17 protein-coding genes and 1 tRNA gene are annotated in these 21,208 nt (G+C 75.0%); 4 read left to right on the top strand and 14 right to left on the bottom strand.

What is annotated here, in order from left to right; translation table 11 throughout:
* Positions 1–2 precede the first annotated feature (2 nt).
* The gene (locus RF640_RS03405; protein ID WP_081994442.1) at positions 3–896 is read right to left on the bottom strand and encodes a LysR family transcriptional regulator substrate-binding protein; all 894 of its coding nucleotides are present in this window, start codon (positions 894–896) and stop codon (positions 3–5) included.
* A gap of 120 nt (positions 897–1,016) precedes the next feature.
* On the opposite strand from RF640_RS03405, the gene RF640_RS03410 reads away from it, so the two are divergent.
* A tRNA-Ala gene (locus RF640_RS03410) sits at positions 1,017–1,089 on the top strand.
* Positions 1,090–1,160: 71 nt separating this feature from the next.
* Here the strand turns inward: RF640_RS03410 and RF640_RS03415 are convergent.
* From RF640_RS03415 to galU, 5 genes are all read right to left on the bottom strand, one after another.
* Positions 1,161–2,063 (bottom strand): tachylectin-related carbohydrate-binding protein, encoded by a 903-nt coding sequence (locus RF640_RS03415; RefSeq protein ID WP_368826613.1) that lies wholly within the window; start codon positions 2,061–2,063, stop codon positions 1,161–1,163.
* A 300-nt stretch (positions 2,064–2,363) separates the two neighbouring features.
* Entirely contained in the window at positions 2,364–4,010 is a 1,647-nt protein-coding gene (locus tag RF640_RS03420; RefSeq protein ID WP_368826615.1) for a CHAD domain-containing protein, read from the bottom strand.
* 168 nt (positions 4,011–4,178) lie between these two features.
* A complete protein-coding gene (locus RF640_RS03425; protein ID WP_255219672.1) occupies positions 4,179–5,081 on the bottom strand; it encodes a hypothetical protein in 903 nt (300 codons plus the stop codon).
* Positions 5,082–5,236: 155 nt separating this feature from the next.
* Positions 5,237–5,869, bottom strand: coding sequence for a GNAT family N-acetyltransferase (locus RF640_RS03430; RefSeq protein WP_368826617.1), 633 nt, complete (start codon positions 5,867–5,869; stop codon positions 5,237–5,239).
* A gap of 14 nt (positions 5,870–5,883) precedes the next feature.
* A complete protein-coding gene (gene galU / locus RF640_RS03435; RefSeq protein WP_031282980.1) occupies positions 5,884–6,798 on the bottom strand; it encodes a UTP--glucose-1-phosphate uridylyltransferase GalU in 915 nt (304 codons plus the stop codon).
* A gap of 160 nt (positions 6,799–6,958) precedes the next feature.
* Between galU and RF640_RS03440 the strand changes: the two genes are divergently transcribed.
* From RF640_RS03440 to RF640_RS03450, 3 genes are all read left to right on the top strand, one after another.
* Positions 6,959–7,600, top strand: coding sequence for a 5-formyltetrahydrofolate cyclo-ligase (locus tag RF640_RS03440; RefSeq protein ID WP_368826620.1), 642 nt, complete (start codon positions 6,959–6,961; stop codon positions 7,598–7,600).
* 63 nt (positions 7,601–7,663) lie between these two features.
* Entirely contained in the window at positions 7,664–8,005 is a 342-nt protein-coding gene (locus RF640_RS03445; RefSeq protein WP_368826622.1) for an FmdB family zinc ribbon protein, read from the top strand.
* 129 nt (positions 8,006–8,134) lie between these two features.
* Positions 8,135–8,851 (top strand): Flp pilus assembly protein CpaB, encoded by a 717-nt coding sequence (locus RF640_RS03450; protein WP_368826624.1) that lies wholly within the window; start codon positions 8,135–8,137, stop codon positions 8,849–8,851.
* Here the strand turns inward: RF640_RS03450 and RF640_RS03455 are convergent.
* From RF640_RS03455 to RF640_RS03490, 8 genes are all read right to left on the bottom strand, one after another.
* On the bottom strand, positions 8,820–9,101 hold the full coding sequence (locus RF640_RS03455; protein WP_035924770.1) for a hypothetical protein: 282 nt from the start codon (positions 9,099–9,101) through the stop codon (positions 8,820–8,822). The genes RF640_RS03450 and RF640_RS03455 overlap by 32 nt on opposite strands.
* Positions 9,091–12,885 (bottom strand): hypothetical protein, encoded by a 3,795-nt coding sequence (locus tag RF640_RS03460; protein WP_109222030.1) that lies wholly within the window; start codon positions 12,883–12,885, stop codon positions 9,091–9,093. The genes RF640_RS03455 and RF640_RS03460 overlap by 11 nt, the downstream gene beginning before the upstream one ends.
* A 132-nt stretch (positions 12,886–13,017) precedes the next feature.
* Positions 13,018–14,625, bottom strand: a complete 1,608-nt coding sequence (gene guaA, locus RF640_RS03465) for a glutamine-hydrolyzing GMP synthase (RefSeq protein WP_109222029.1) — start codon at positions 14,623–14,625, stop codon at positions 13,018–13,020.
* 23 nt (positions 14,626–14,648) lie between these two features.
* A complete protein-coding gene (locus RF640_RS03470; RefSeq protein ID WP_017833355.1) occupies positions 14,649–15,233 on the bottom strand; it encodes a DUF3817 domain-containing protein in 585 nt (194 codons plus the stop codon).
* The gene (locus RF640_RS03475; RefSeq protein ID WP_109243776.1) at positions 15,226–16,200 is read right to left on the bottom strand and encodes an SURF1 family protein; all 975 of its coding nucleotides are present in this window, start codon (positions 16,198–16,200) and stop codon (positions 15,226–15,228) included. The genes RF640_RS03470 and RF640_RS03475 overlap by 8 nt, the downstream gene beginning before the upstream one ends.
* Positions 16,201–16,301: 101 nt before the next feature.
* The gene (locus tag RF640_RS03480; RefSeq protein WP_017833353.1) at positions 16,302–17,423 is read right to left on the bottom strand and encodes a GuaB3 family IMP dehydrogenase-related protein; all 1,122 of its coding nucleotides are present in this window, start codon (positions 17,421–17,423) and stop codon (positions 16,302–16,304) included.
* A 34-nt stretch (positions 17,424–17,457) separates the two neighbouring features.
* Entirely contained in the window at positions 17,458–18,984 is a 1,527-nt protein-coding gene (gene guaB / locus RF640_RS03485; protein WP_244915780.1) for an IMP dehydrogenase, read from the bottom strand.
* Between the two features lie 78 nt (positions 18,985–19,062).
* Complete coding sequence (locus RF640_RS03490; RefSeq protein ID WP_272026009.1) at positions 19,063–21,162, bottom strand: acyltransferase family protein; 2,100 nt, start codon at positions 21,160–21,162, stop codon at positions 19,063–19,065.
* Between the last annotated feature and the right edge of the window lie 46 nt (positions 21,163–21,208).

The following is a 21,208-nucleotide window of genomic DNA, read 5'->3' on the forward strand; positions in this document are numbered from 1 at the left end:
CCTCAGCGCCGGCCACGGCCGCCGGACCGGCGGCCGCCCTTGGGCCCGCCGCGACCGGACCGCGCCCCGCCCCGGGGCGCGCCCGCCCGCCGCGCCCCCTGCGGGGGCTGTCCCCCACGGCGCGACGACGGGGCCCGTGCCGGACCCGCCTTGGCGGCCGGCCGGTCCTCCGCGGCCGGGGACGCCGGTGCGGCAGCACCCCGGGAGCTGTTGAGCCCCCTGCCGCGGACGACGCCCACGAAGTCCTGCACGAGCTCCTCCTGCTCCTCCGTCAGGTCCTGCGGCCACACCAGCGCCACGGGGACCGTGGCGGCATCGGGCACCACACGGTGGACGAGGTCCTTGCGGTGGTGCAGCCGGGCGAGCGACATGGGCACGACGACCAGCCCCAGGCCCGCGGCGACGAGCTCGACGGCGTCCCGGGCGTGGCGCATCGGGGGCAGCGGCGCGTCCGCGGCGACAGCCTCCGGGGAGCGCAGCCGGTGGCGCTCGGGGAGGGTCGCCGGCTCCTGCAGCAGCACCTCGTCCACGAGCTCCGCGACCGGCACCTCGTCGAGCAGGGTCAGCTCGTGGTCCCGGGGCAGCACCACGACCTGCTGCTCCGCGTAGAGCTCCACCGCCCGGTACTCCTCGCGCAGCGTGGCGAGGTCGTCGACCCCGGGGCGCGGGTGCGCGGGCAGCCGCACGAAGCACGCGTGGGCGCGCCCCGCTCCCAGCTCCTCCTCCCACGCGTCCGTCTCGAGCGGGCGCTCGGCGAGGACGCGGCCGGGGTTGCGGTCCCGCCACCGGAAGAACCACTTGCCGGGCATCACGCCGGGGACGAAGGCGACCGCCAGGTCTGCCGTCTCGCCGGCCTCGTCGGCTGCGGGGTCGTGGGGTCCGGGCGCGTCGTCCATGCCGGTCAATCTACCCACTGGCGGCCCTGCTCCCCGACCACCGGCGGGAACCGCCCCGGACGCGCCGGGCGCCCGAGATGCGAAACCGGCGCGGGATGTATACGATGGAACGGTTGCTCCGGGGCTATAGCTCAGTTGGTAGAGCGTTTCGTTCGCAATGAAAAGGTCAGGGGTTCGATTCCCCTTAGCTCCACCGGAGACGAAGGCCCCCGCTCGGCACAACGCCGGACGGGGGCCGTCGTCGTGCGGGCCGGGAGCCGCTCGCTAGTTCCCGTAGAGGACATGCTCGAAGTTCCACCCGTTGCCGATCCTGCGCCCGGTGCCGTTGTTGGCCCAGCGCGGCGTGCCGTTGTTGCGCCCCTCGTGGCGGTACCAGAACAGGTCTCCGTCGAACGCCACCGCGTAGACGATCCCGCCTCCGCCGCCGAAGACGTGGGCGAAGTCCCACCCGCTGCCGACCTTGCGCCCGCGTCCGTTGTTGGCCCAGCGCGCCGTGCCGTCGCCGCGTCCCTCGTGGCGGTACCACAGCAGGTCCCCGTCGTGCTCCACCGCGTAGATGATCCCGTCGCCGCCGGCGAAGACGTGGGCGAAGTCCCACCCGCTGCCGATCTTGCGCCCGCGTCCGTTGTTGGCCCAGCGCGGCGTGCCGTTGCTGCGCCCCTCGTGGCGGTACCAGAAAAGGTCACCGTTGCCCTGCACCGCGTAGAGGACCCCGGCGCCGCCGGAGAAGACGTGGGTGAAGTCCCACCCGCTGCCGACCTTGCGCCCGCGGCCCCGGTTGGCCCAGCGCGCCGTGCCGTCGGCCGCGCCCTCGTGGCGGTACCACAGGAGGTCCCCGTCGTGCTCGACCCCGTAGACGACCCCGGCGCCGCCGGCGAAGACGTGGGCGAAGTCCCACCCGCCGCCGACCTTGCGCCCGGTGCCGTTGTTGGCCCAGCGCGGCGTGCCGTTGCTGCGGCCCTCGTGGCGGTACCACAGCAGGTCCTTGTCGTCCTCGACCCCGTAGATGACGCCGTTGGTGCTGGGTGCGGCGGCAGCCGCCGTCGGAACGGCCCCGACGGCGACGGCGGAGGCCACTGCGGTGCCGGCCGCCAGCAGTCCGCGGCGGGACATCACCAGGGAGATCCCGGACGGGGTCGGCCCGTCCGGCTGGGTGTGCTCGGTCATCACGCACTCCTCGGGTGCTGGAAGCCGTCCCGGCGGCCGTCCTCACCGGCCGACCGGGCAGTCGAGTCCGGGCCGGGAAACGCGCGAGAACGCGAACGGCCCGTCGACTGCGACCATCGTCCCCCCGTCCCCGTGACCCGGGCATGACTACTGCGACGGAACCGTACAGGCCGGCCCCGGCCGCCCGCCGGCCCGGGTGCAGACGGGGCAGAGGCTGCTCCGGCAGGGCTCAGGCGGGTCGTGGCGCGCCCCGCCGGAGTCTCTCGGGAGGCGTCCGCGCGGTGGCGTCCGGAGCGCCGCTCAGGCGAGGTCCTCCCGCAGCTGGGACAGGAGCACCCCCACCACGTCCGTCCCGCCGTCGGTCCCGGCCCGCAGGCGGAGGACCTCGGCGCCGTGCAGCGCCCCCACGGCGTAGCGGTCCGCACCGGAGCGCCCGAGGGCGGCCGCCGTGCCCGCGAGCCACCGCTCCACCACCGCGGCGTCCATGATCCGGCCCAGCTCGTCCTGGTAGTCCTCCGCGTCCCGGGCCGCGCGCCGCAGCTGCTTGCCCGGCCGGTGCCCGGTCCGGCCGAGGACGGCGTCGACGTAGCGCACGCGCTTGACGGCCTTGCGGACATCGTGCAGGTGCTCCAGCTGCCCCTCGCCGCCCGGGCCACCGGCCAGCTCCGCCTCGGCCACGCGCACCACCTTCCGCAGGGCCCGGTGCACCACTGCGTCGGCGACCTCACGCCCCGAGAGCCGGGTGCACTCCTCGGTCAGCGGCGGACGGGCGGCGAAGTCCTGGACGTCCGCCAGGAGCCGCAGGTGCTCCTGGCCCGTGACGTGCCGGCGCACCTTCGCGGCCGCCGTCCGTGCCTCCTCCTCGGCCCGCTGCCGCAGGCTCTCCGCCGCGGCCGGCCCCACCCGCCCCTCGAGCGCCTCCACGCGCCCGGCCAGCAGCTCCGCCGTGACCTCGGCGTCCCGGGCCGCGGACAGCGTCCGGGCGAGCTCCCGCAGCCGGGCGTCCAGCTCCTCCGCCGCCGCGCCGTCGAAGAACGGCTTGGCCGCCCTCAGCACGCTGCGCAGGGAACGGGACGTCACGCGCATCTGGTGCACCGCGTCCGGGACGTCGAGGCGGACCCTGAAGTCCCAGAGCACCAGCTGTTCGGCGAGCTCCCCGAGCACCGCGCGCAGCACGTCCGGCCCGCCCGCCGGCTTCCCCTTCTTTCCCGCCTTGTTCTTGTTCTTCTTGTTCTTCTTGTTCTTCGTGCCGCTCCCGGCCTTCTTGCCGCTCCTGCCCTCCGGCTGCTTCTCGTCCTGCTTCCGGCCGGGCCCCGCCGGGGCGTCGTCGTCCTCGCCGAGCGCACGGGCGATCTTCGCCCGGGAGGTGGACGGCTTCCCGCCGGCCGCGAAGACCACGGCCTCGACCGCGGCGAAGATCTGTTCCTGGCGCACCTCGGGCACCGTGCCGTCGAGGAGCTCGACCTCCCACTCCGACCAGGACCGCGCCGTTCCCGTGCGCTCGTCGACGGCGTCCACGACGTCCACGGCGAGCTCCGCGACCGCCGCCCCCGTGCTGTCGCTGATCCGGTGCACCTGCCGCACGGTGCGGAGGGTCGCCACCGGCCGCAGCTCCTGTCCCCCGGTCAGCCCGGCGAGGAGGTTCCGCACGGACGCGGGCATCCGGTCCGGGGTGCGCAGCAGCGGCACCTGCAGCTCGTGGCGTCCGTTCGCGCCCTGGAACTTCACGTGCCACCCGTCGTCGGCCCCGCCCCGGCGGCGGCGCAGCGCGACCAGGCGCCGCCCCAGGGCCATGTCCTCGGTGTCGTGGTAGACGGCCTCCATGCGGTGCTCCACGGGCTCGGCCGAGACGGTGCACCCCTCCAGCGTGCTCCAGTCCACCCGGGCCTCGGCGCCCTCCGGGAACTCGTACTTGCGCTCGACCTCGCGGTGGGCGACGGCGGTCATGGGTGTCCTCCTGGTCGGGGCCACCGGCCGCCGGAACCGGCGGCCGGCCGTTGCGGCGATGATACCGGGGCCGTGCACGGCCCCCGGGGACGCGAACCGCCGCGCGCCCCGGTGGGGGCGCGCGGCGGTTCGTGCGGCCCGGTCGACCGGGCCGGCTGGTGCGTGCGCTCAGGCGCGGCGGCGCTTGAGGACGTCGTCGAGGTCGAGGGCGGCGCGGCCCTGCTCCTCGCCCGTGCGCACGGCGTCCTTCAGGCTCGCGGAGCGGGCGGCGGGCTGCTCCGGCACCGGCAGCGGCTCCGGCTCCGGGCGCTGGACCACGGGCGCCTCGGCGTAGGTCGGACGCGGCACGGGCACCGGCTCCCACGTCCGGGCCGCGGCGGCCGGTGCGGACTCTCGGGCCACGCGGAGCGCCTCGGCCCGCAGCTCCTCGACCGTGAAGGCGGCGGGTGCGGGCATCCGGGGCTGCTCCTCGGGGGTGGGCAGGTCGAGGTCCTCAGCCGTCCGGCGCGACTGCTCGCGGACCTCCTCCGCCACGACGTGCTCGTTGTCGAACAGGGCGACGTCCTCGCGGGGGGCGTGCGGCTCCGCATCCGCCTCCGGCGCCCGGACCGCGGGGCGCGACGCACGGCGGGCGGCCCGGTCCTGGACGGCCAGGTAGCGCAGGGACAGGACGGAGCCGACGCCGAGCAGCAGCAGGAAGACGGGCCACGGCCAGCTCACCGCGGCGGAGAACGGTGCGACCACGGCGGTGACGAGTGCGGCCAGGAGGGCGGCGCACCCGGCGAGGAGGATCACGGCGCGGTCCCGCCTGATGCGCAGGTGCCCTCTGCCGGTGCGTCCGGGGTCGCCGTCGGCGGGCCGGGGGACGGTGTCGGTGGTCGCCATGATGTTCCTTCGTCGGCGGGACGCGGGTGGGGGCTGCTCGATCGGCGCGGGGAGACCGTCGGGGCCGGCCGTCTCGGCCGGCGCCTCGACGGGGAGCTCCCGGCGGCGCTGCAGTCGCGGCGCGACCCAGAACAGCGACAGCGCGCACACCACGGCCAGCACGGCCGAGCTGCTCACCCAGATCATGGTCGCGGTCCTGCCTTCGTGGTCGCCGGATCGAGCGGACGGGGGACGCCGGCGCGCTGCGCCGGCGTGTCCGGGGCCCGGGCTCGGGCCGTGAGGAACAGCCTACTACCGCGGGGGCGCGCCTGTGGGTATCCCTGTGGACACGCCCGGCCGGGTCACTGCCACACGGCGGGGCGGTCCGATCCCGTGAACCGGCGGACGAGTCCCTCGGGCGCCTCCGGCGCGGTGAGCGCGAAGCTGCGGTGGTCCGTCCAGCGCCCGTCGATGTGCAGGAAGTCCTTGCGCAGCCCCTCGTCCCGGAACCCGAGCTTCTCCACCACCCGCAGGGACTTGGTGTTCTCCGGCCGGATGTTGATCTCGATCCGGTGCAACTCGAGGCCCTGGAAGCAGTAGTCGGTGGCCATGGCCACCGCCATGGGGGCCACGCCGCGTCCCGCCTGGTCCCGGTCCACCCAGTACCCCAGGGTCGCGGACAGGAACGACCCCCACGAGATCCCGGAGACGGTCAGCTGGCCGACGAGACCGAACCGCTCCGTCCCCGGGACCCGCTCCGTGATGAGGAAGGGCAGCGCCGTGCCCTGCCGGGCCTGCTGGTCGAGGGTGCGCACGAACTGCCCGAACGTGGGCGGGGCCCCGCCGGGTGCGGGGTTCGTGGCCTCCCACGGGTCGAGCCAGTCCCGGTTGCGGGCGCGCACGACGTCCCACTCCCGGCGGTCCCCCCGGGCCAGCGGACGCAGCCGGAGGTCCCCCCAGGAGACGGTGACGGGCCACCGGAACTGTCCGGCCACGGGAGCGCGGTCTCTCAGCCGACCGGCAGGGTCCGGGTGTACTCCCTGAGCCACTCGCACAGCTCGGGCCCGAGGTCCTCGCGCTCCGAGGCCAGGATGATGTTGGCCTTGAGGTAGCTGAGCTTGTCGCCGGTGTCGTAGCGACGGCCCTTGAAGACCACCCCGTACACCCCGCCGCCCTCGCCCTCGCGCTGGGCGAGGGTCTGCAGCGCGTCGGTGAGCTGGATCTCGTTGCCGCGCCCGGGGGCGGTGTTCTCCAGCACCTCGAACACCTCCGGCACCAGCACGTAGCGCCCGATCACGGCCAGGTTGGACGGAGCGTCCTCCGGGGCCGGCTTCTCCACCAGCCCGTTGATCCGCACGTAGTCCTCCCCCTCCACCGCGGTGACGTCCGCGCAGCCGTAGGCGCTGATCTGCTCGGCCGGGACCTCCATCAGCGCGACCACGGAGCCGCCGGTGCGCTCCTGCACGGCGATCATCTCGGTGAGCAGCTCGTCCCGGGCGTCGATCAGGTCGTCGCCCAGCAGCACCGCGAAGGGCTCGTCACCGATGTGGATCTTCGCCCGCAGCACCGCGTGCCCCAGTCCCTTGGGGTCCGCCTGGCGCAGGTAGTGGATCTCGCCGAGCTCGGAGGCGTGCTCCACCGCCCGCAGCAGATCGGTCTTGCCCGACTCCTCGAGCTGGTGCTCCAGGGCCGGTACCCGGTCGAAGTGGTCCTCCAGCGCCCGCTTCGAGCGCCCGGTGATCATCAGGACGTCCTGGAGGCCGGCGTCGACCGCCTCCTGGACCACGTACTGGATGGCCGGCCGGTCCACGACCGGCAGCATCTCCTTGGGCATGGCCTTCGTCGCGGGGAGGAACCGGGTGCCCAGCCCGGCGGCAGGAATGACGGCCTTCCGGACCGTCCGGGGGTTGCTGTTTCCACTCATGCGCTCAGGCTAACGGATCGGGGGCTCCCGCCAGGGGATTCCAGGCCGGGCACGCTTGCCCGCCGCGGTGGTGCGCGGCTAGCCTCGCACCACCGGCCCGGCAGGGTCGGCGCGTCCGGGGCCACCCGGGCCGAGCGTCGGACGAGGAGCGGACACGACGATGACCGACCCCCGCGGTCCCGCCGAGGCCAAGACCCGGCTGCGCCGGCAGCTCGTGGCGGCCCGCGCGCGGCGCTCCCGGGCCGCCCGGGAGCGCGCCGCCGTGGCGTTCGACCGGCACCTCGCGGAGATGCTGGCCGACCGCCCGCACCTCGACGTCGCCGCGTACCTCCCGCTGGCCACGGAACCGCCCCTCGAGCCCGCCCTCGTCACGGCCCACCACCGCGGCCACCGGATCTGGGTGCCCGTGTGCGAGCCCGGGCGCCGGCTCTCCTGGGCGCGGTGGACGCCGGACACCCCCGTGCGGTCCGGCGGCGCGGGCGGACTGCGCGAGCCCGTGGGCGCCCGCCACGGCGCGGAGGTGATGCACGCGGTGGGCCTGCTGCTGGTGCCCGCGCTCGCCGTGGCGCCCGACGGCGCGCGGCTGGGCTTCGGCGGCGGCTACTACGACCGCTTCCTCGCCACGCTGCCGCGCACGGCGCACCCGGAGCTGCGCACGGCGGTGTGCGTCTTCGCCGACGAGGTCCTCCCGGCCGGGACCGTGCCGGTCGAGGAGCTCGACGCCCCCGTGCCGCTGGCCCTCACGGAGCACGGGACCGTGCGCCTGGACGGGCCCGCCGGTCCGGCGCCGGGGACACGGTAGAATCGGCAGTCGACCCCTTCGAGTGCCAACGAGCGCGCTCGTCGACCCTTCCCAGGAGGACCCATGCCCGTCTACGCCTACGCCTGCAAGGACTGCGGCCACGCGTTCGACATCCGCCAGTCGTTCAGCGAGGACGCCCTGACCGTCTGCCCGGAGTGCGACGGGGGCCTGCGCAAGAAGTTCAACACGGTGGGCGTGGTGTTCAAGGGCTCCGGCTTCTACCGCAACGACTCGCGCTCCGGCGGCGCGGACTCGGGCGCCTCCACGTCCTCCACGTCCTCCACGTCCTCCGCGTCCTCCACCGCCGAGCCGGCGGCGCCGGCGAAGACGGCGACCCCGGCGACCGCCGGCGCGGGCGCGTCCTCCTCGTCCGCCTCCGCGACCGCGGGCGGGTCCTCCGACTGAGCCGGTCCCCGGACGCCGCCCCGGCGTCCGCACTGCACGGGAGGCACCTCCCGGGCGGCGCTGCCCGCCCCTCCCCAGGCGGCCCCGGAACGGCGGGGTCCCGGGCACCCGGCCCGTAGCGTGCCCGGCATGAGCCGCCGCCCCCGGACCGTCCGACGCCGCTACCCGCTGTCCCTGCACCTGCGCTCGGCACTGTCCCGGCGCCGCCGGCTGGTGGCCGCGCTGCTCCTCGGGCTCGCGGCGGCCCTGGTGGTCCTGCGGCTCGGCCCGCCCCAGACCAGGACGGTGCCGGTGGTCACCGCCGCCGAGGCGCTGCCCGCGGGCACGGTGGTCACCCCGGAGCGGCTCGCGGTGGTCGCCTATCCCCACGGGCTGGCGCCGGAGGGTGCCGTGGCCGACCCCGCGGAGCTGTCCGGGCGCGTCCTGGCGGGCGCCGCGGGCCCCGGGCAGCCGCTGACGGAGACCGCGCTCGTGGGCCCGGGACTGCTGACGGGACAGGACGGGGGCGTCACGGCGGTGACGCTGCGCATCGACGACCCCGGTGTGCTGCGGCACGTGCGCGCGGGCGACCACGTGGACGTCGTCCACCTGCCCGACGGCGCCGCGCCGGGCGGGCGTCAGGTCCTGGGCCGGGGCCTGCCCGTGCTGTGGGTCTCCTCCGCGGACCCCGGCGGGGACGGCGGTCTGCTCGCCGGGCCCGGCACCTCCGAGGAGGAGGGGCTGCTGGTGGTGGGGGCCCCGCACGAGGGCGCCGCGCAGCTCGCGGGCGCGGACGGCACCGGGCGCACCACCGTGGTCCTCGTCCCGGCGCCGGTCAGTCCCAGTGCGGAGGCCGCTGGGCCCTGAGCCAGTCCTCGTGGGCCCGCTCGGAGGCCTCGTCCGCCCGGTCCGCGTCCGCCGCGGACGCCCGCCCGTCCAGGCCGGGTAGGCGCGGCTCCGCCCCGGTGGACGTGCCGTCGGTGAACGTGCCCCCGGTGGCACGCCTCGGCCCGCGCCGGCGGGGGCGCGGGGCGGCGGGCACGTCCCGCCGGGGGGCGCGGTCCGGCTCGGCGGGCCCGGGGTCCCCGCCGGACGCCGGGCCCGGCTCAGCCGGCACGGTCACCCCGCTGCGGGGCGGCGGGCAGGCCGAGATAGCGCCGGATCAGCTCGGCGACGGTGTCCGGGTCGGTGAAGACCTCGATGGTCCACAGCGTGAGGTAGTTCCAGCCGGTGCGCTCGAGCTGCTGGGGCCGCAGCCGCGAGCGCTCCCGCACGGACAGGGCGGCGTTCTCCGGCGAGCCGTCGGACTGCCCGGCCACGGGGATCCGCAGCGGCCGGCCCTCGGCACGGGTGCGGCCCGGGACCACGGCCCCCGCGGACAGCGACTCCGTGCCGGCCCAGGCGACCAGGTCGAGGACGCCCGCGTAGTCCAGCCGCACCGAGGCACCGCGCTCCACCAGCCGGCGGGCGAGGTCGACCACCAGGGCGTCGTCGTGGGTGTCCCGGGCCTCCTCCTCCCCCGGCGACAGGCCGCCGAGGTGCGCGGCGAGCACACGGGCGAAGTCCCGCGCGCCGTGCTGGAGGCCCTTTCCCTCCATCTCCCCCGGGTGCAGGGAGGTCACGATGCGGGTGCTGTGGCGGGCCCGGGTCATGCCGAGCACGAAGTGCTGGCGGCCGTGCCGCTCCGACAGCGCCCCGAGGTACGGCACGGTGCGCCCGTTGGCCGTCTTGCCGAAGCCCAGCGAGAAGATGACGGTGTCCCGCACGATGCCCGCCGCCCGGTGCAGGTCGACCACCCGGAAGGACTCGGGGCCCGGGGCGAAGAAGGCCGCGGCGGCGGGCTCCTCGCGCATCCGCTGCCGGACGGCCTGCGCGATCCGCGCGGCGTGCACCGCGCTGGCCGTGACCACGGCCAGGGACCGGCGCGGGTGGCGCGCGGCGTGCTCGAAGACGAGCTCCACGACGCGCCGCACCTCGGCGGCGGGCGCCTGGATGCCCTCGATCCCGGCGGTCAGGGCGCCCACGCCGTCCGGGACGTACTCGACGTCGAGGACGGGGGTGGCCCCGGTGACGGACTCACCGTGCGGGAGCCTGCTCAGGCGCCCGCCGTAGAACTGCTCGTTGAGGTGGCGGAAGACCTGCTCGTCCATGGACCGGTACACGGTCCGCAGCGTCCGTTCCGGCACCACGCGGGAGAGGGCGTCGAAGGCGCTGTCCACCTCGACCACCGGCTGGGCGCCCGGGGCGGGCACCGCGGTGGGCGCCACCGTGAACGGCTGAGGGCGGCCCAGGTGCGGGTCCCCGAACGCGATGACCTGCCCGCACCGGGTCAGCGCCGGCAGCACCGCCGCGAGCGGGGAGCTCTCGGCGTCCAGCACCACCACGGCGTCGAAGTCGTGGTCCTCGGGCAGCGCCGCGGAGAGCACCAGGGGGCTGGCCGTCCAGACGGGCACCAGCGAGCCGATCAGCTCGCCCGCCGAGGCGCTGACCTCCTCGAGCGGGGCGGCCCCCGCCCGGAGCATGCGGCGCAGGGCGGCCGCCGCGCGCGGGGAGCGCCGGACGGAGCGCTGCCAGCGGTCGGCGAGCTCCCAGAGGAGCCGGCCGGCCCCGGAGGCCACGTGCGCCGCGTCGGCGCGGCGGAACACGGACTCCACCTTGCGCAGGGTGTGCCCCTCCGGCATCGCCAGGAAGTCGTCGCCGGTGATCATGGCCTCGAGCGTGGACTGCCACCACGCGAGGTCGAACTCCCCGGAGACCTCCGCGCGGGGCACGGTGCGCCGCACGAGGTCGTCCACGAGCTCGCCGAGGCCCTGGCCGCGCAGCTCGTCGAGCAGGACGGTGCGCTCGGGCAGCACGGCGAGGTTCTCCTCGTCGTTGATGAGCCCGTCCAGGGTCTCGCGCAGCCGGTCGATCGGCAGCCCCAGGAGGTCGGCGCCGGTGGACGAGCCCTCGAGGGCGATGGCCAGGCCCTCGAGGTCCTCCACGAAGCGGGCCTGCACGGCCGCGAGCTCCTCGACCCGCTCGGAGACGACCGGGTGCGTGGACGAAGTGGCCCACTCCCGCCACCGCTCCCGCTCCGACTGCACGCGCAGCAGGGCGGCGTGCAGATCCGAGAGGTGCACCCCGTGCCGGATGTACTCCTTCGCGGCCTTGCGCAGCCGTGAGCGCTGCAGCCCGGTCATCTCGATCCCGTGCTCCCGCCGCCAGCCCGACCCGGCGGTCGCGGCGACCAGGTCCGTCACGGGCCGGTCGTAGATGTCGGGCGTGAAGCGGGTCAGGGAGTCCTGGACCTCCTGCAGCAGCCGCAGCTGCCGGCCCCACTCGGGCACGGTCGTGCCGCCGCGCAGCCCGCTGGTGGCCAGGACGTGCCGCATCCCGGTCTCGAGGGTGGTGAGCTCCAGGAGCAGGGACTGGGCCAGCCGGTGCGCCTGCCGGGCCTCGTCCTCGTTGACCAGGCGCGCCCCGGTCCAGGGCCCGGCCAGGGTCCCGGCGTCGAAGGCCCCGAGCTCGGCGGCGCGCTCGAGCCGGGCGACGGCGTCGCCGCGCTCCGTGACCGCGTCGAGCACGGAGCGCGGGAACCGCACGGCCGTGGCGGGCGCCGGCCGGCGGGAGGTCAGCTCGGCGAGCGCCTGCACGGCCCGGTACGGGGAGACGGACCACCGGGGCCGCACGGTGTGCAGGGACCGCACGTGCTCGGCGAGCTGGTCCCGGCTGGTGCGCAGCGTCTCGTGCAGCTCGGCGAGGTCCGGGCGCTCGGCGCGCTCGTTGCGGGCCACCGCCCGGACGAGCTGCTGGGCCACGTCGGCGTCGCTGAGCTGGGAGGACAGCGGCAGGACGGCGGTGCCCAGGCCCAGCCCGTCCATCCGCCGCCCGAACGCGGCGAGCGTGGTGCGCCGCTCGCCCAGGACCAGGACGGTCCGGCCGGCGGCCACGAGGGTGCCCACCGTGTTGACGGCGGTGTCGAGCTGCCCGGTGCCGGGGGCCGCGGTCACCACGAAGGAGTGGCCCTGGGCGGCGAGGTCGAGGACCTCCTGCTGGGGGCCGTCGGCGTCGAGCAGGAGGAGCTCGTCGGCGGGGTCGCGCTGGTCGAGCGGGGGCGCGTCGTCCGTGATCTCCTCGACCTGGGGGATCCGTCCGACCGCGGAGTCCTTGAGCCGGGCGAGGTCCCGGACCACCGCGGTGCGGGCCACGACCGACAGGTCGGCGGGCCGGTCGTGCAGATCGGCGAACGTGGAGACGAGCAGCTTGTGCTCGACGTGCATCCCGGGCACCGCCCCGGCGAGGGTGCGCAGGGTCTCGAGGGCGGGGGCCGGGTCGAGCCGGCGGGTGCCGTAGGCGAGGCGGGCGAGCTCGCCGGAGGTCAGGTCCACGCCGTGGTCCGCGGCCAGCCGGCGGACCATGGCGGGGTTGAGCCGGGCGGGGCCGACGAGCTGGAGCTCGAAGTCGTCGAGGTCCGGGCGCGGCTTCAGGGCGAGGGGCGCGAGCAGGACGGGGGCGATCCAGCGGCGCTGTCCGGCGCCGGTCGGGTCGGAGCCCCGGGGCCGGGCGAGCCAGGACGCGGTGCCGGCGGCGAGGTACGCGGCGTCCAGCCCGTGGTTGACCGACAGCTCGTGGGTCTTGGTGCGCAGGGACCGGGCCGCGCGCACGGCGTGCCCGTAGGCCTCGGGGTCGTGCACGATCGTGGACAGGCGGGTGGGGCGGCCCATGAGCAGCTGGGCCTGCCCCGAGGAGTTCGCCTCGGTGAGGTCGATGCAGACGTTGTCGACCTGGTTGAAGTCCAGCAGCGTGTCCGGGCCGGTGTAGGCGTCCATCTGGCGGGTCCAGGGCTGCAGCGAGACGCGCGGGGGCTGCGCCCGGGAGGTGTCCGACTCCTGGGGGGTGCGGTCGGCTCCGATCGACATGGTTCTCCTCCTGCGCCTCGGCCCGGGGGCCGGGCACCGCTCACGCACGGGTCGAGCGGTCCGTGCGGACCGCTCGACCCCGGCTGCTCGTGTACCGCCCGTGCGGGGCGGGCCCTGGGCCCGCCCCCGGGCCTACTCCCACTCGATGGTGCCCGGGGGCTTGGACGTGACGTCCAGGACCACCCGGTTGACCTCTTCGACCTCGTTGGTGATGCGGTTGGAGACGCGGGCCAGCAGGTCGTAGGGCAGGCGCGACCAGTCGGCGGTCATCGCGTCCTCGCTGGACACGGGACGCAGCACGATGGGGTGCCCGTACGTGCGGCCGTCGCCCTGCACGCCCACCGAGCGCACGTCCGCCAGGAGCACGACCGGCATCTGCCACACCTCGTCGTCGAGCCCGGCGCGGGTCAGCTCCTCGCGGGCGATGGCGTCGGCGCGGCGCAGGACCGCGAGGTTGGCCTCCGTGATCTCCCCGATGATGCGGATGCCCAGCCCGGGGCCGGGGAACGGCTGGCGGCCCACGATCTCGTGGGGCAGGCCGAGCTCGCGCCCCACGGCGCGGACCTCGTCCTTGAACAGCGTGCGCAGCGGCTCCACGAGCTCGAACTGCAGGTCCTCGGGCAGCCCGCCCACGTTGTGGTGGCTCTTGATGTTGGCGGCGCCCTCCCCGCCGCCGGACTCCACCACGTCGGGGTAGAGGGTGCCCTGGACGAGGAAGCGCACGGGCTCGCCCTCCCGGGCGGCGGTCTTGGCGACCTCCTCCGCGGCGGCCTCGAAGGAGCGGATGAACTCCCGGCCGATGATCTTGCGCTTCTGCTCGGGGTCGGTGACGCCGGCGAGCGCGGTGAGGAAGCGCTCCTTCTCCTCGGCCACGTAGAGGTTGACGCCGGTCGCGGCCACGAAGTCCTGCTCGACCTGCTCGGCCTCGCCCTCGCGCAGCAGCCCGTGGTCCACGAACACGCAGGTGAGCTGGTCGCCCACGGCCCGCTGGACCAGGGCGGCGGCCACGGCGGAGTCCACGCCGCCGGAGAGACCGCAGATCACGGACGCGGAGCCGACCTGCGCGCGGATCCGCTGGACGTGCTCCTCGATGATGTTGCCGGTCGACCAGGTGGGCTCGACCCGGGCGCCGTCGAAGAGGAAGTGCTCGAGCACCTGCTGCCCGTGCACGGAGTGCTTGACCTCCGGGTGCCACTGCACGCCGTAGAGCCGGCGGGCGTCGTCGGCGAACGCGGCCACCGGGGTGGTCTCCGTGGAGGCGAGCACCTCGAAGCCGGCGGGGGCCTCGACGACCGAGTCGCCGTGGCTCATCCACACGGTCTGGGTGCCCGGGGAGCCCTCCAGGATGGAGGCCGTGGGACCGCCGACGGCGGTGGCGGTGGTGGCCCCGTACTCGCGGGCGCCGGTGTGCGCGACGGTCCCGCCGAGGGCCTGCGCCATGGCCTGGAAGCCGTAGCAGATGCCCAGGACGGGCACCCCGGCCTCGAAGAGCGCCGCGTCCTGCTGCGGTGCGTCCTCGGCGTAGACGGAGGAGGGGCCGCCCGAGAGGATGATCGCCGCCGGGTTCTTGGCGAGGATCTGCTCGGTCGACCAGGTGTGGGGGACGATCTCGGAATAGACACTGGCCTCGCGGACCCGGCGGGCGATCAGCTGCGCGTACTGCGCGCCGTAGTCGACCACCAGGACCGGGCGCTGCTCCAGATCGGTGCGGGTCTCAGCTGTTTCGGTCACGCCCTCCATCCTAGGCCAGGCGCGGGGAGGGCTCAGTACCGCTTCGCGGCCTTCGGGTTGGCGCGCAGCTCGGCGGTGGTGGAGGCGTGGATCTTGCGCTCCACCACGAAGGACAGGAACGGCACCACGCCGCCCAGGGCCATCACCACGAGCTGCGGGAAGGGCCAGCGCATGAGCGTCCAGATCCGGAAGCAGGAGATGAGGTAGACCACGTAGAACCAGCCGTGCACGATGAGGATCCACGTGGAGATGTTGACCCCGCCCGCGAGGTTCTCGAGCTCGAGGTCCTGCCAGCCGAGGGCCACGGTCTCCCCCGTGGCCCGGTCGGTGCCGCCCGCGACGAGGTCGTAGCCCAGTCCGTAGCGGGTGATCATCTCGGCCACGAGCAGGAGCAGGAAGGTCCCGGAGATCCACGCACAGACCATGTAGAAGCCCAGGGCCCCGCGGATCTGGGCCTCGGTGCCCCCGAAGCGGCGGCGCGGCTGCAGGGCGGCCGCCCGGCGCGGGACGCGGCCCGGGGACGCCGCCTCCGCGGGGCGGGCGTCCGGCGGGAGGGAGACCCGCACCCCGTCGGTGCGGTCCTTCGGGGCGGGGGTCGGCTGCGTGGGTTCAGTCATGGTGGGCTCCGGTCCTGTCCTGGGTCCTGTCGTGGGTGCTGGGCTCGCCGGCCCGGGCGCCGGGCTGGTCGTCGAACCAGTAGTACTCCCCCGCCTCGGGGTCGTAGTAGTAGTAGCGCCCGGCCGCCTCGTCGTAGTAGTACTCGCCCTCGAAGTAGAAGTACTCCTCGGGGTTCTGCTCGCGCTGCCACTCGTCGCGCACGAACCGCCACCAGATGTAGAGGGCGAACCCGGCGAAGACCACCCACTCGACCGCGTAGAAGAGGTTGAGCAGGTTCACGGACTCGTCCGTGGGCTGCTGGTCGATGTCGAGCCGGGACAGCCCCGGGCTCAGCAGCGCGGCGTCCGGGGCGAGGGTCCCGTCCCCGGCGAGCTGGAACGGCGCGGACGCGGGGTTCTCGGCGAAGGCGGCCAGGTACCCGGACCACAGCGGGGCGTCCCAGCGGTTGGTGAGCTGCGCCGGGGACACCGTGCCCACCTGCCCCGCGGGCAGGTCGGCGCCGGGCACCGGGCCCTCGGCGGGCAGGTACCGGCCGACGACGTCGACGGCGCCCGCCGGCTCCTCCGGCACGGCGGCGGGATCGGCGGTCCAGCCGCGGGCCACCGCGAGGGTGAGCTCCCCGCCGGCGTCCGGCCACAGCTGCCCGGTGTCCGGGACGTCGAGGGCGGTGACGGCCCACCAGCCCTCCGTCCCGTCCTGCAGCCGGCCCGGGACCAGGACGGTGGACCCGTCCCGGTAGTCGCCGGTGACGGTGACGAGCTGGTCGGCCTGCGCGGCGGTCACGGGGGTGCCGGCCTCGGCGGCCTCGGTGAGCGGGACGGCCACGTCCTTCGCGGGGTCCGCGACCGTGCGGGACTGCTCGCTGGACTCCAGCTGCCACTGGCTCAGCAGCACGAAGCCCACGGCCAGCCCGAGGCTCACGATCAGGGCGAGGATCGAGCGGGGGCGCAGGGCGGTCGTGAGCACCCGTCAAGGCTAGTGCGCCTTCCTGGGCGTTCGCCAGTTGCGGCGGGGGCCCGTGCCGGGCCGGCGGGGCGCGGCACTGGCCCCCGCGGGGCGGTCGCGGGTCAGCCGCGGATGACCACCTCGGCGCGCTGGAACTCCTTGAGCTCCAGGTACCCGGTGGTGGCCATCGAGCGGCGCAGCGCGCCCACGAGGTTGGAGGTGCCGTCCACGTGGCGGGACGGCCCGAAGAGCACCTCCTCGAGGGGGCCCACGGTGCCCACGCGGGTGCGGAGCCCGCGCGGCAGCTGCCCGTGGTGGGCCTCCGCGCCCCAGTGCCAGCCCTGCCCGGGCGCCTCCTCCGTGCGGGCCAGCGCGGTGCCGAGCATCACGGCGTCCGCGCCCATGGCGAGCGCCTTCACGATGTCCCCGGAGACCCCCACGCCGCCGTCGGCGATGACGTGGACGTAGCGCCCGCCGGATTCGTCGAGGTAGTCCCGGCGGGCGGCCGCGACGTCGGAGATCGCCGTGGCCATGGCCGCGTGGATCCCCAGGGTGTTCTGGATGCGCATGGACGCGCCGCCGCCGAAGCCCACGAGCACGCCGGCCGCGCCCGTGCGCATGAGGTGCAGCGCCGGCGTGTAGCCCGCGGCGCCGCCCACGATGACCGGGACGTCGAGGTCGTAGATGAACTTCTTGAGGTCCAGCGGCTCCTGGTTGCGGGAGACGTGCTCCGCGGAGACCGTGGTCCCGCGGATCACGAAGACGTCCACGCCGGCGTCCAGGACGGTGCGGTAGTGCTCCACCGTGCGCTGCGGCGTCAGGGACCCGGCGACGATGACGCCCGCCTCGCGGATCTGCGCCAGCCGGGCCGTGATCAGCTCCGGCTGGACGGGCGCCTCGTAGAGCTCCTGCATCCGGCGCGTGGACGCCGGGGCGTCCTCGCCGGAGAGCGCCGCGATCTCGTCGAGCACCGGCTGCGGGTCCTCGTAGCGGGTCCACAGCCCCTCGAGGTCCAGCACGCCCAGTCCCCCGGCGCGGCCGAGGGCGATGGCCGTCTCCGGGGACGTCGCCGAGTCCATCGGGGCGCCCAGGAACGGGATGGAGAACCGGTAGGCGTCGATCTGCCAGTCCGTGGACACGTCCCGGGGGTCGCGGGTGCGGCGGGAGGGGACGAGGGCGATCTCGTCCAGGGAGAAGGTGCGGCGGGCGCGTTTGGAGCGGCCGATCTCGATGTCGTAGCTCATGGTGTCCTTTCCGAACGGTGCTGCGGACGGTCGCTCAGCGCTGGTAGTTGGGGGCCTCGACGGTCATCGTGATGTCGTGCGGGTGGGACTCCTTGAGCCCGGCCGGCGTGATCCGCACGAACCGGCCCTCGTGCTTGAGCTCCTCGACGGTGTGGGCGCCCACGTAGAACATCGTCTGGCGCAGGCCGCCGTCGAGCTGGTGGACCACGGCCGAGAGCGGGCCGCGGTACGGGACCTGGCCCTCGATGCCCTCGGGGATGAGCTTCTCGTCGCTGGCGACGTCGGCCTGGAAGTAGCGGTCCTTGGAGTAGGAGGTGTTCTTGCCGCGGGACTGCATGGCCCCCAGCGAGCCCATCCCCCGGTAGGTCTTGAACTGCTTGCCGTTGACGAAGATCAGCTCGCCCGGGGACTCGTCGCAGCCCGCGAGCAGGGACCCGACCATCACGGAGTCCGCGCCGGCCACGAGCGCCTTGCCGATGTCGCCGGAGTACTGCAGGCCGCCGTCGGCGATCAGGGGCACGCCCGCCGGGATCGCCGCCTTCGCCGCCTCGTTGACGGCGGTGATCTGGGGGACGCCCACGCCGGCGATGATGCGGGTGGTGCAGATCGAGCCGGGGCCCACGCCCACCTTCACGGCGTCCGCCCCGGCGTCCACGATGGCCTGCGCGCCGTGGCGGGTGGCCGCCTGCCCGCCGATGACGTCCACGTGCGCGGCGGCGGTCTCCGCCTTGAGCCGGGCGATCATGTCCAGCACGCCCTGGGAGTGCCCGTTGGCGGTGTCGATGAACAGGGCGTCCACGCCGGCCTCGACGAGGGTCATGGCCCGTTCGAAGCCGTCGCCGAAGAAGCCGACGGCGGCGCCGACGCGCAGCCGGCCCTCGTCGTCCTTGGTGGCGTGGGGGTACTGCTCGGCCTTGGTGAAGTCCTTGATCGTGATCAGGCCGGTGAGCCGGCCGGCGTCGTCGACGAGCGGCAGCTTCTCGATCTTGTTGGTCGCCAGGAGCCGGTGCGCGTCGTCCTTCGCCATCCCGACCTTGCCGGTGATCAGCGGCATGGGCGTCATGATCTCGTGCACCCGGCGCCGCGGGAACTCGCTCTCCGGCAGGTACCGGGTGTCGCGGTTGGTGATGATCCCCAGCAGCTTCTGCTCGGCGTCCACGACGGGCAGCCCGGAGACCCGGTAGTAGCCGCAGAGCCGGTCCAGCTCCTCGAGGGTCGCCTCCGGGGAGATGGTGACGGGGTCGGTGATCATCCCGGACTCGCTGCGCTTCACCCGGTCCACGTGCTCGGCCTGGTCCTGGATCGAGAGGTTGCGGTGGATCACGCCGATGCCGCCCTGGCGGGCCATCGCGATCGCCATCGAGGACTCGGTGACGGTGTCCATGGCGGCGGACAGCAGCGGCACCTCCAGGTCGATTCGCCGGGACAGGCGGGTGCGCGTCGACGCCTCGGACGGGATGACGTCCGTGTTGCCGGGCAGCAGCAGCACGTCGTCGTAGGTCAGCCCGGTGAACCCGAACGGGTCCTCGGACAGGGCGGTGGGGACGGCGGTATCCGACACGGTGGGGCCTTTCAGCTTCGAGGGAGTCGCGATCATTCTACGGGCCGGGTCCCGGCCGGCGGACGGCTGTGGCCGCTCTCACGACCCGGCGGGGAACCCTGCCCCGTCCGCGCGCAGGGCCTCCTCGACGCGCTCCGCGAACAGGGGCGCCAGGCTCCGCACGTACTCGACGGTGAGGTGGTTGTTGTCCCAGTACGTGAACACGTTGCCGATGACCGGGACGCAGGTGCCGTCCGGGCAGATGAGGTCCCCCATGTCGACCATCGTGACCCGCGGCAGCTCGGCCACCGGGGCCAGCGGGCTGTCCGGGCCCAGGATCACGTGGGAGGCGGCGCACTCGGGGGCGTCGGCCCCGTGGTCCGCGGCGCAACGCGCGGGGACGAAGTCGAACCGGGCGTTGTCGCGCAGGCCGAGGACCTGGATGCCGCGCTCCGCCAGCCCGCGGATGCGCTGCTCCATCCCGGGGGTGAACTGCTCCTGGTCCTCGTCCGTGCTGCGGGTGCCCTGCACCAGCACCAGGTCCGGGTCCACGGCCTCCACCACGGGGTCGGCGCCCTCGAGCCAGCGCGCGCACGCCTCGTGGTCGGCCACCTGCTCCTCGGGCAGGGCGTACAGGCAGTTGCCGCGGATGTAGGTGACCACCCGCCAGTCGTTGCGCTCGGCCAGGAGCTCGACGGCGGGGATCCACTGGTGCACGTGGCTGTTGCCGATCACCAGCATCGTGGCGGCGGGCTCGGGGTTCGGGACGGTGTCGAAGCACCACTGCCGGAAGCGCTCGCCGACCCCCGTGCCGGGCGGGCAGGGCTCGCCGAGCGACGGCTTGGCGTACGGCTCCCCGGTGATCACGGGGACGGTCTCGGCGTCCGGGTCGCCCTCGTACCGGAAGCCCGGCAGCAGGGCCGCCGCCCCGGGGTTGTTGCGGTCGGCCGACGCCGCGATCTCCACCGCCCGCCGCTCCTCGGCCACCCGGGCCGCGGTCACCGGGACCGCGACCGCCGCCAGGCACACCACGATCACCGCGGCCAGCCGCAGCCGGGACCGCTCGGGCCAGGCCCAGCGCTTGAGCGGGTCCTCGACCAGCCGGGTGGCCAGCACCGCGAGCACCAGGCAGACCAGCACGATCGCGACCCCCGACCGCGGCCCGGCCATGGGCCGGTCCCGCAGCACGAGGTAGGTGACCAGCACGGGCCAGTGGATCAGGTACAGCGCGTAGGCCGAGTCCCCCAGCCGCACCAGCGGCGCCGAGGCGAGGATCCGGTCCAGCCCGAAGCGCGACCCGGACTGCCCGGCCACGATGATCGCCGCGGCCGAGAGCAGCGGCCACAGCGCGATCCACCCGGGGAACGCCCCCTGCACGTCGACCAGCACCCCCACCGAGACCATGCTCACCAGCCCGGCCCAGCCCAGGACCACGCGCACCCTGCGGCCGGGCCGCAGCCAGGGCACCGCGAGGGCCAGCAGGGACCCGAGGGCGAACTCCCACAGCCGGGTGCGGGTGTCGAAGTAGGCGAACTCCTGCTGGACGGCCGTGCTGTGCACCGACCACGCCAGGGAGGCCGCGAAGACCACCCCGAAGACGACCGCCAGCACCGGCACGGGGCTCCACCGGGTCCGCCGGGAGATCAGCCAGGCGGCGGCGAAGACCAGGGGCCACAGCAGGAACACCTGTCCCTGCACCGACAGGGACCAGAAGTGCTGGAACGGCGAGGCGGTCGAGTGGTCGGCGGCGTAGTAGTCCACCGCGTTGAGCGCCAGCGCCCAGTTCTCCGCGTAGAACACCGAGGCCAGCGCCTCGGCGCGCCACTGCCCGGCGTCGTAGCCCGGGTAGAGCAGCTCCACCAGCACCAGGGTGCCCAGAATCGTGAGCACCGCCAGGGGCAGCAGCCGCTTGAACACGTGCAGCCAGTACCGCCCCAGCGCCAGCGGCCTCCCCGCCTCGAGCTTGCGCACGAAGGACAGCGTCAGGAAGAAGGCCGAGATCAGCAGGAACACGTCCACGCCCCCGGAGACCCGGCCGAGGAACACGTGGTAGACCACCACGAGCAGCACCGCCACCGCGCGCAGGCCCTGCACCTCGGGCCGGAAGCCCGAGTACCGTCCGGTCCGCCGCCGGGCCGCGTCCCCGCGGTCGGCGGTCCCGGTGGACGGTTGCGGAGCGGCGGCGTGCACGGTGGCCACGGGGGCACCTCCAGGAGGGAGCGTCCCGGACGCGGCCGCGGGGCGG

The organism is Kocuria sp. CPCC 205231 (assembly GCF_040980965.1).
GTDB lineage: Bacteria > Actinomycetota > Actinomycetes > Actinomycetales > Micrococcaceae > Kocuria > Kocuria rosea.

Bases quoted from the DNA above. Each gene is read 5' to 3' on its own strand.
- RF640_RS03480 (WP_017833353.1), bottom strand. From the start codon at position 17,423: ATGAGCTACGACATCGAGATCGGCCGCTCCAAACGCGCCCGCCGCACC.
- galU (WP_031282980.1), bottom strand. From the start codon at position 6,798: ATGAGTGGAAACAGCAACCCCCGGACGGTCCGGAAGGCCGTCATTCCT.
- RF640_RS03420 (WP_368826615.1), bottom strand. From the start codon at position 4,010: ATGACCGCCGTCGCCCACCGCGAGGTCGAGCGCAAGTACGAGTTCCCG.
- RF640_RS03450 (WP_368826624.1), top strand. From the start codon at position 8,135: ATGAGCCGCCGCCCCCGGACCGTCCGACGCCGCTACCCGCTGTCCCTG.
- RF640_RS03415 (WP_368826613.1), bottom strand. From the start codon at position 2,063: ATGACCGAGCACACCCAGCCGGACGGGCCGACCCCGTCCGGGATCTCC.
- RF640_RS03425 (WP_255219672.1), bottom strand. From the start codon at position 5,081: ATGATCTGGGTGAGCAGCTCGGCCGTGCTGGCCGTGGTGTGCGCGCTG.
- RF640_RS03445 (WP_368826622.1), top strand. From the start codon at position 7,664: ATGCCCGTCTACGCCTACGCCTGCAAGGACTGCGGCCACGCGTTCGAC.
- guaA (WP_109222029.1), bottom strand. From the start codon at position 14,625: ATGGAGGGCGTGACCGAAACAGCTGAGACCCGCACCGATCTGGAGCAG.
- RF640_RS03460 (WP_109222030.1), bottom strand. From the start codon at position 12,885: ATGTCGATCGGAGCCGACCGCACCCCCCAGGAGTCGGACACCTCCCGG.
- RF640_RS03405 (WP_081994442.1), bottom strand. From the start codon at position 896: ATGGACGACGCGCCCGGACCCCACGACCCCGCAGCCGACGAGGCCGGC.
- RF640_RS03470 (WP_017833355.1), bottom strand. From the start codon at position 15,233: ATGACTGAACCCACGCAGCCGACCCCCGCCCCGAAGGACCGCACCGAC.
- RF640_RS03440 (WP_368826620.1), top strand. From the start codon at position 6,959: ATGACCGACCCCCGCGGTCCCGCCGAGGCCAAGACCCGGCTGCGCCGG.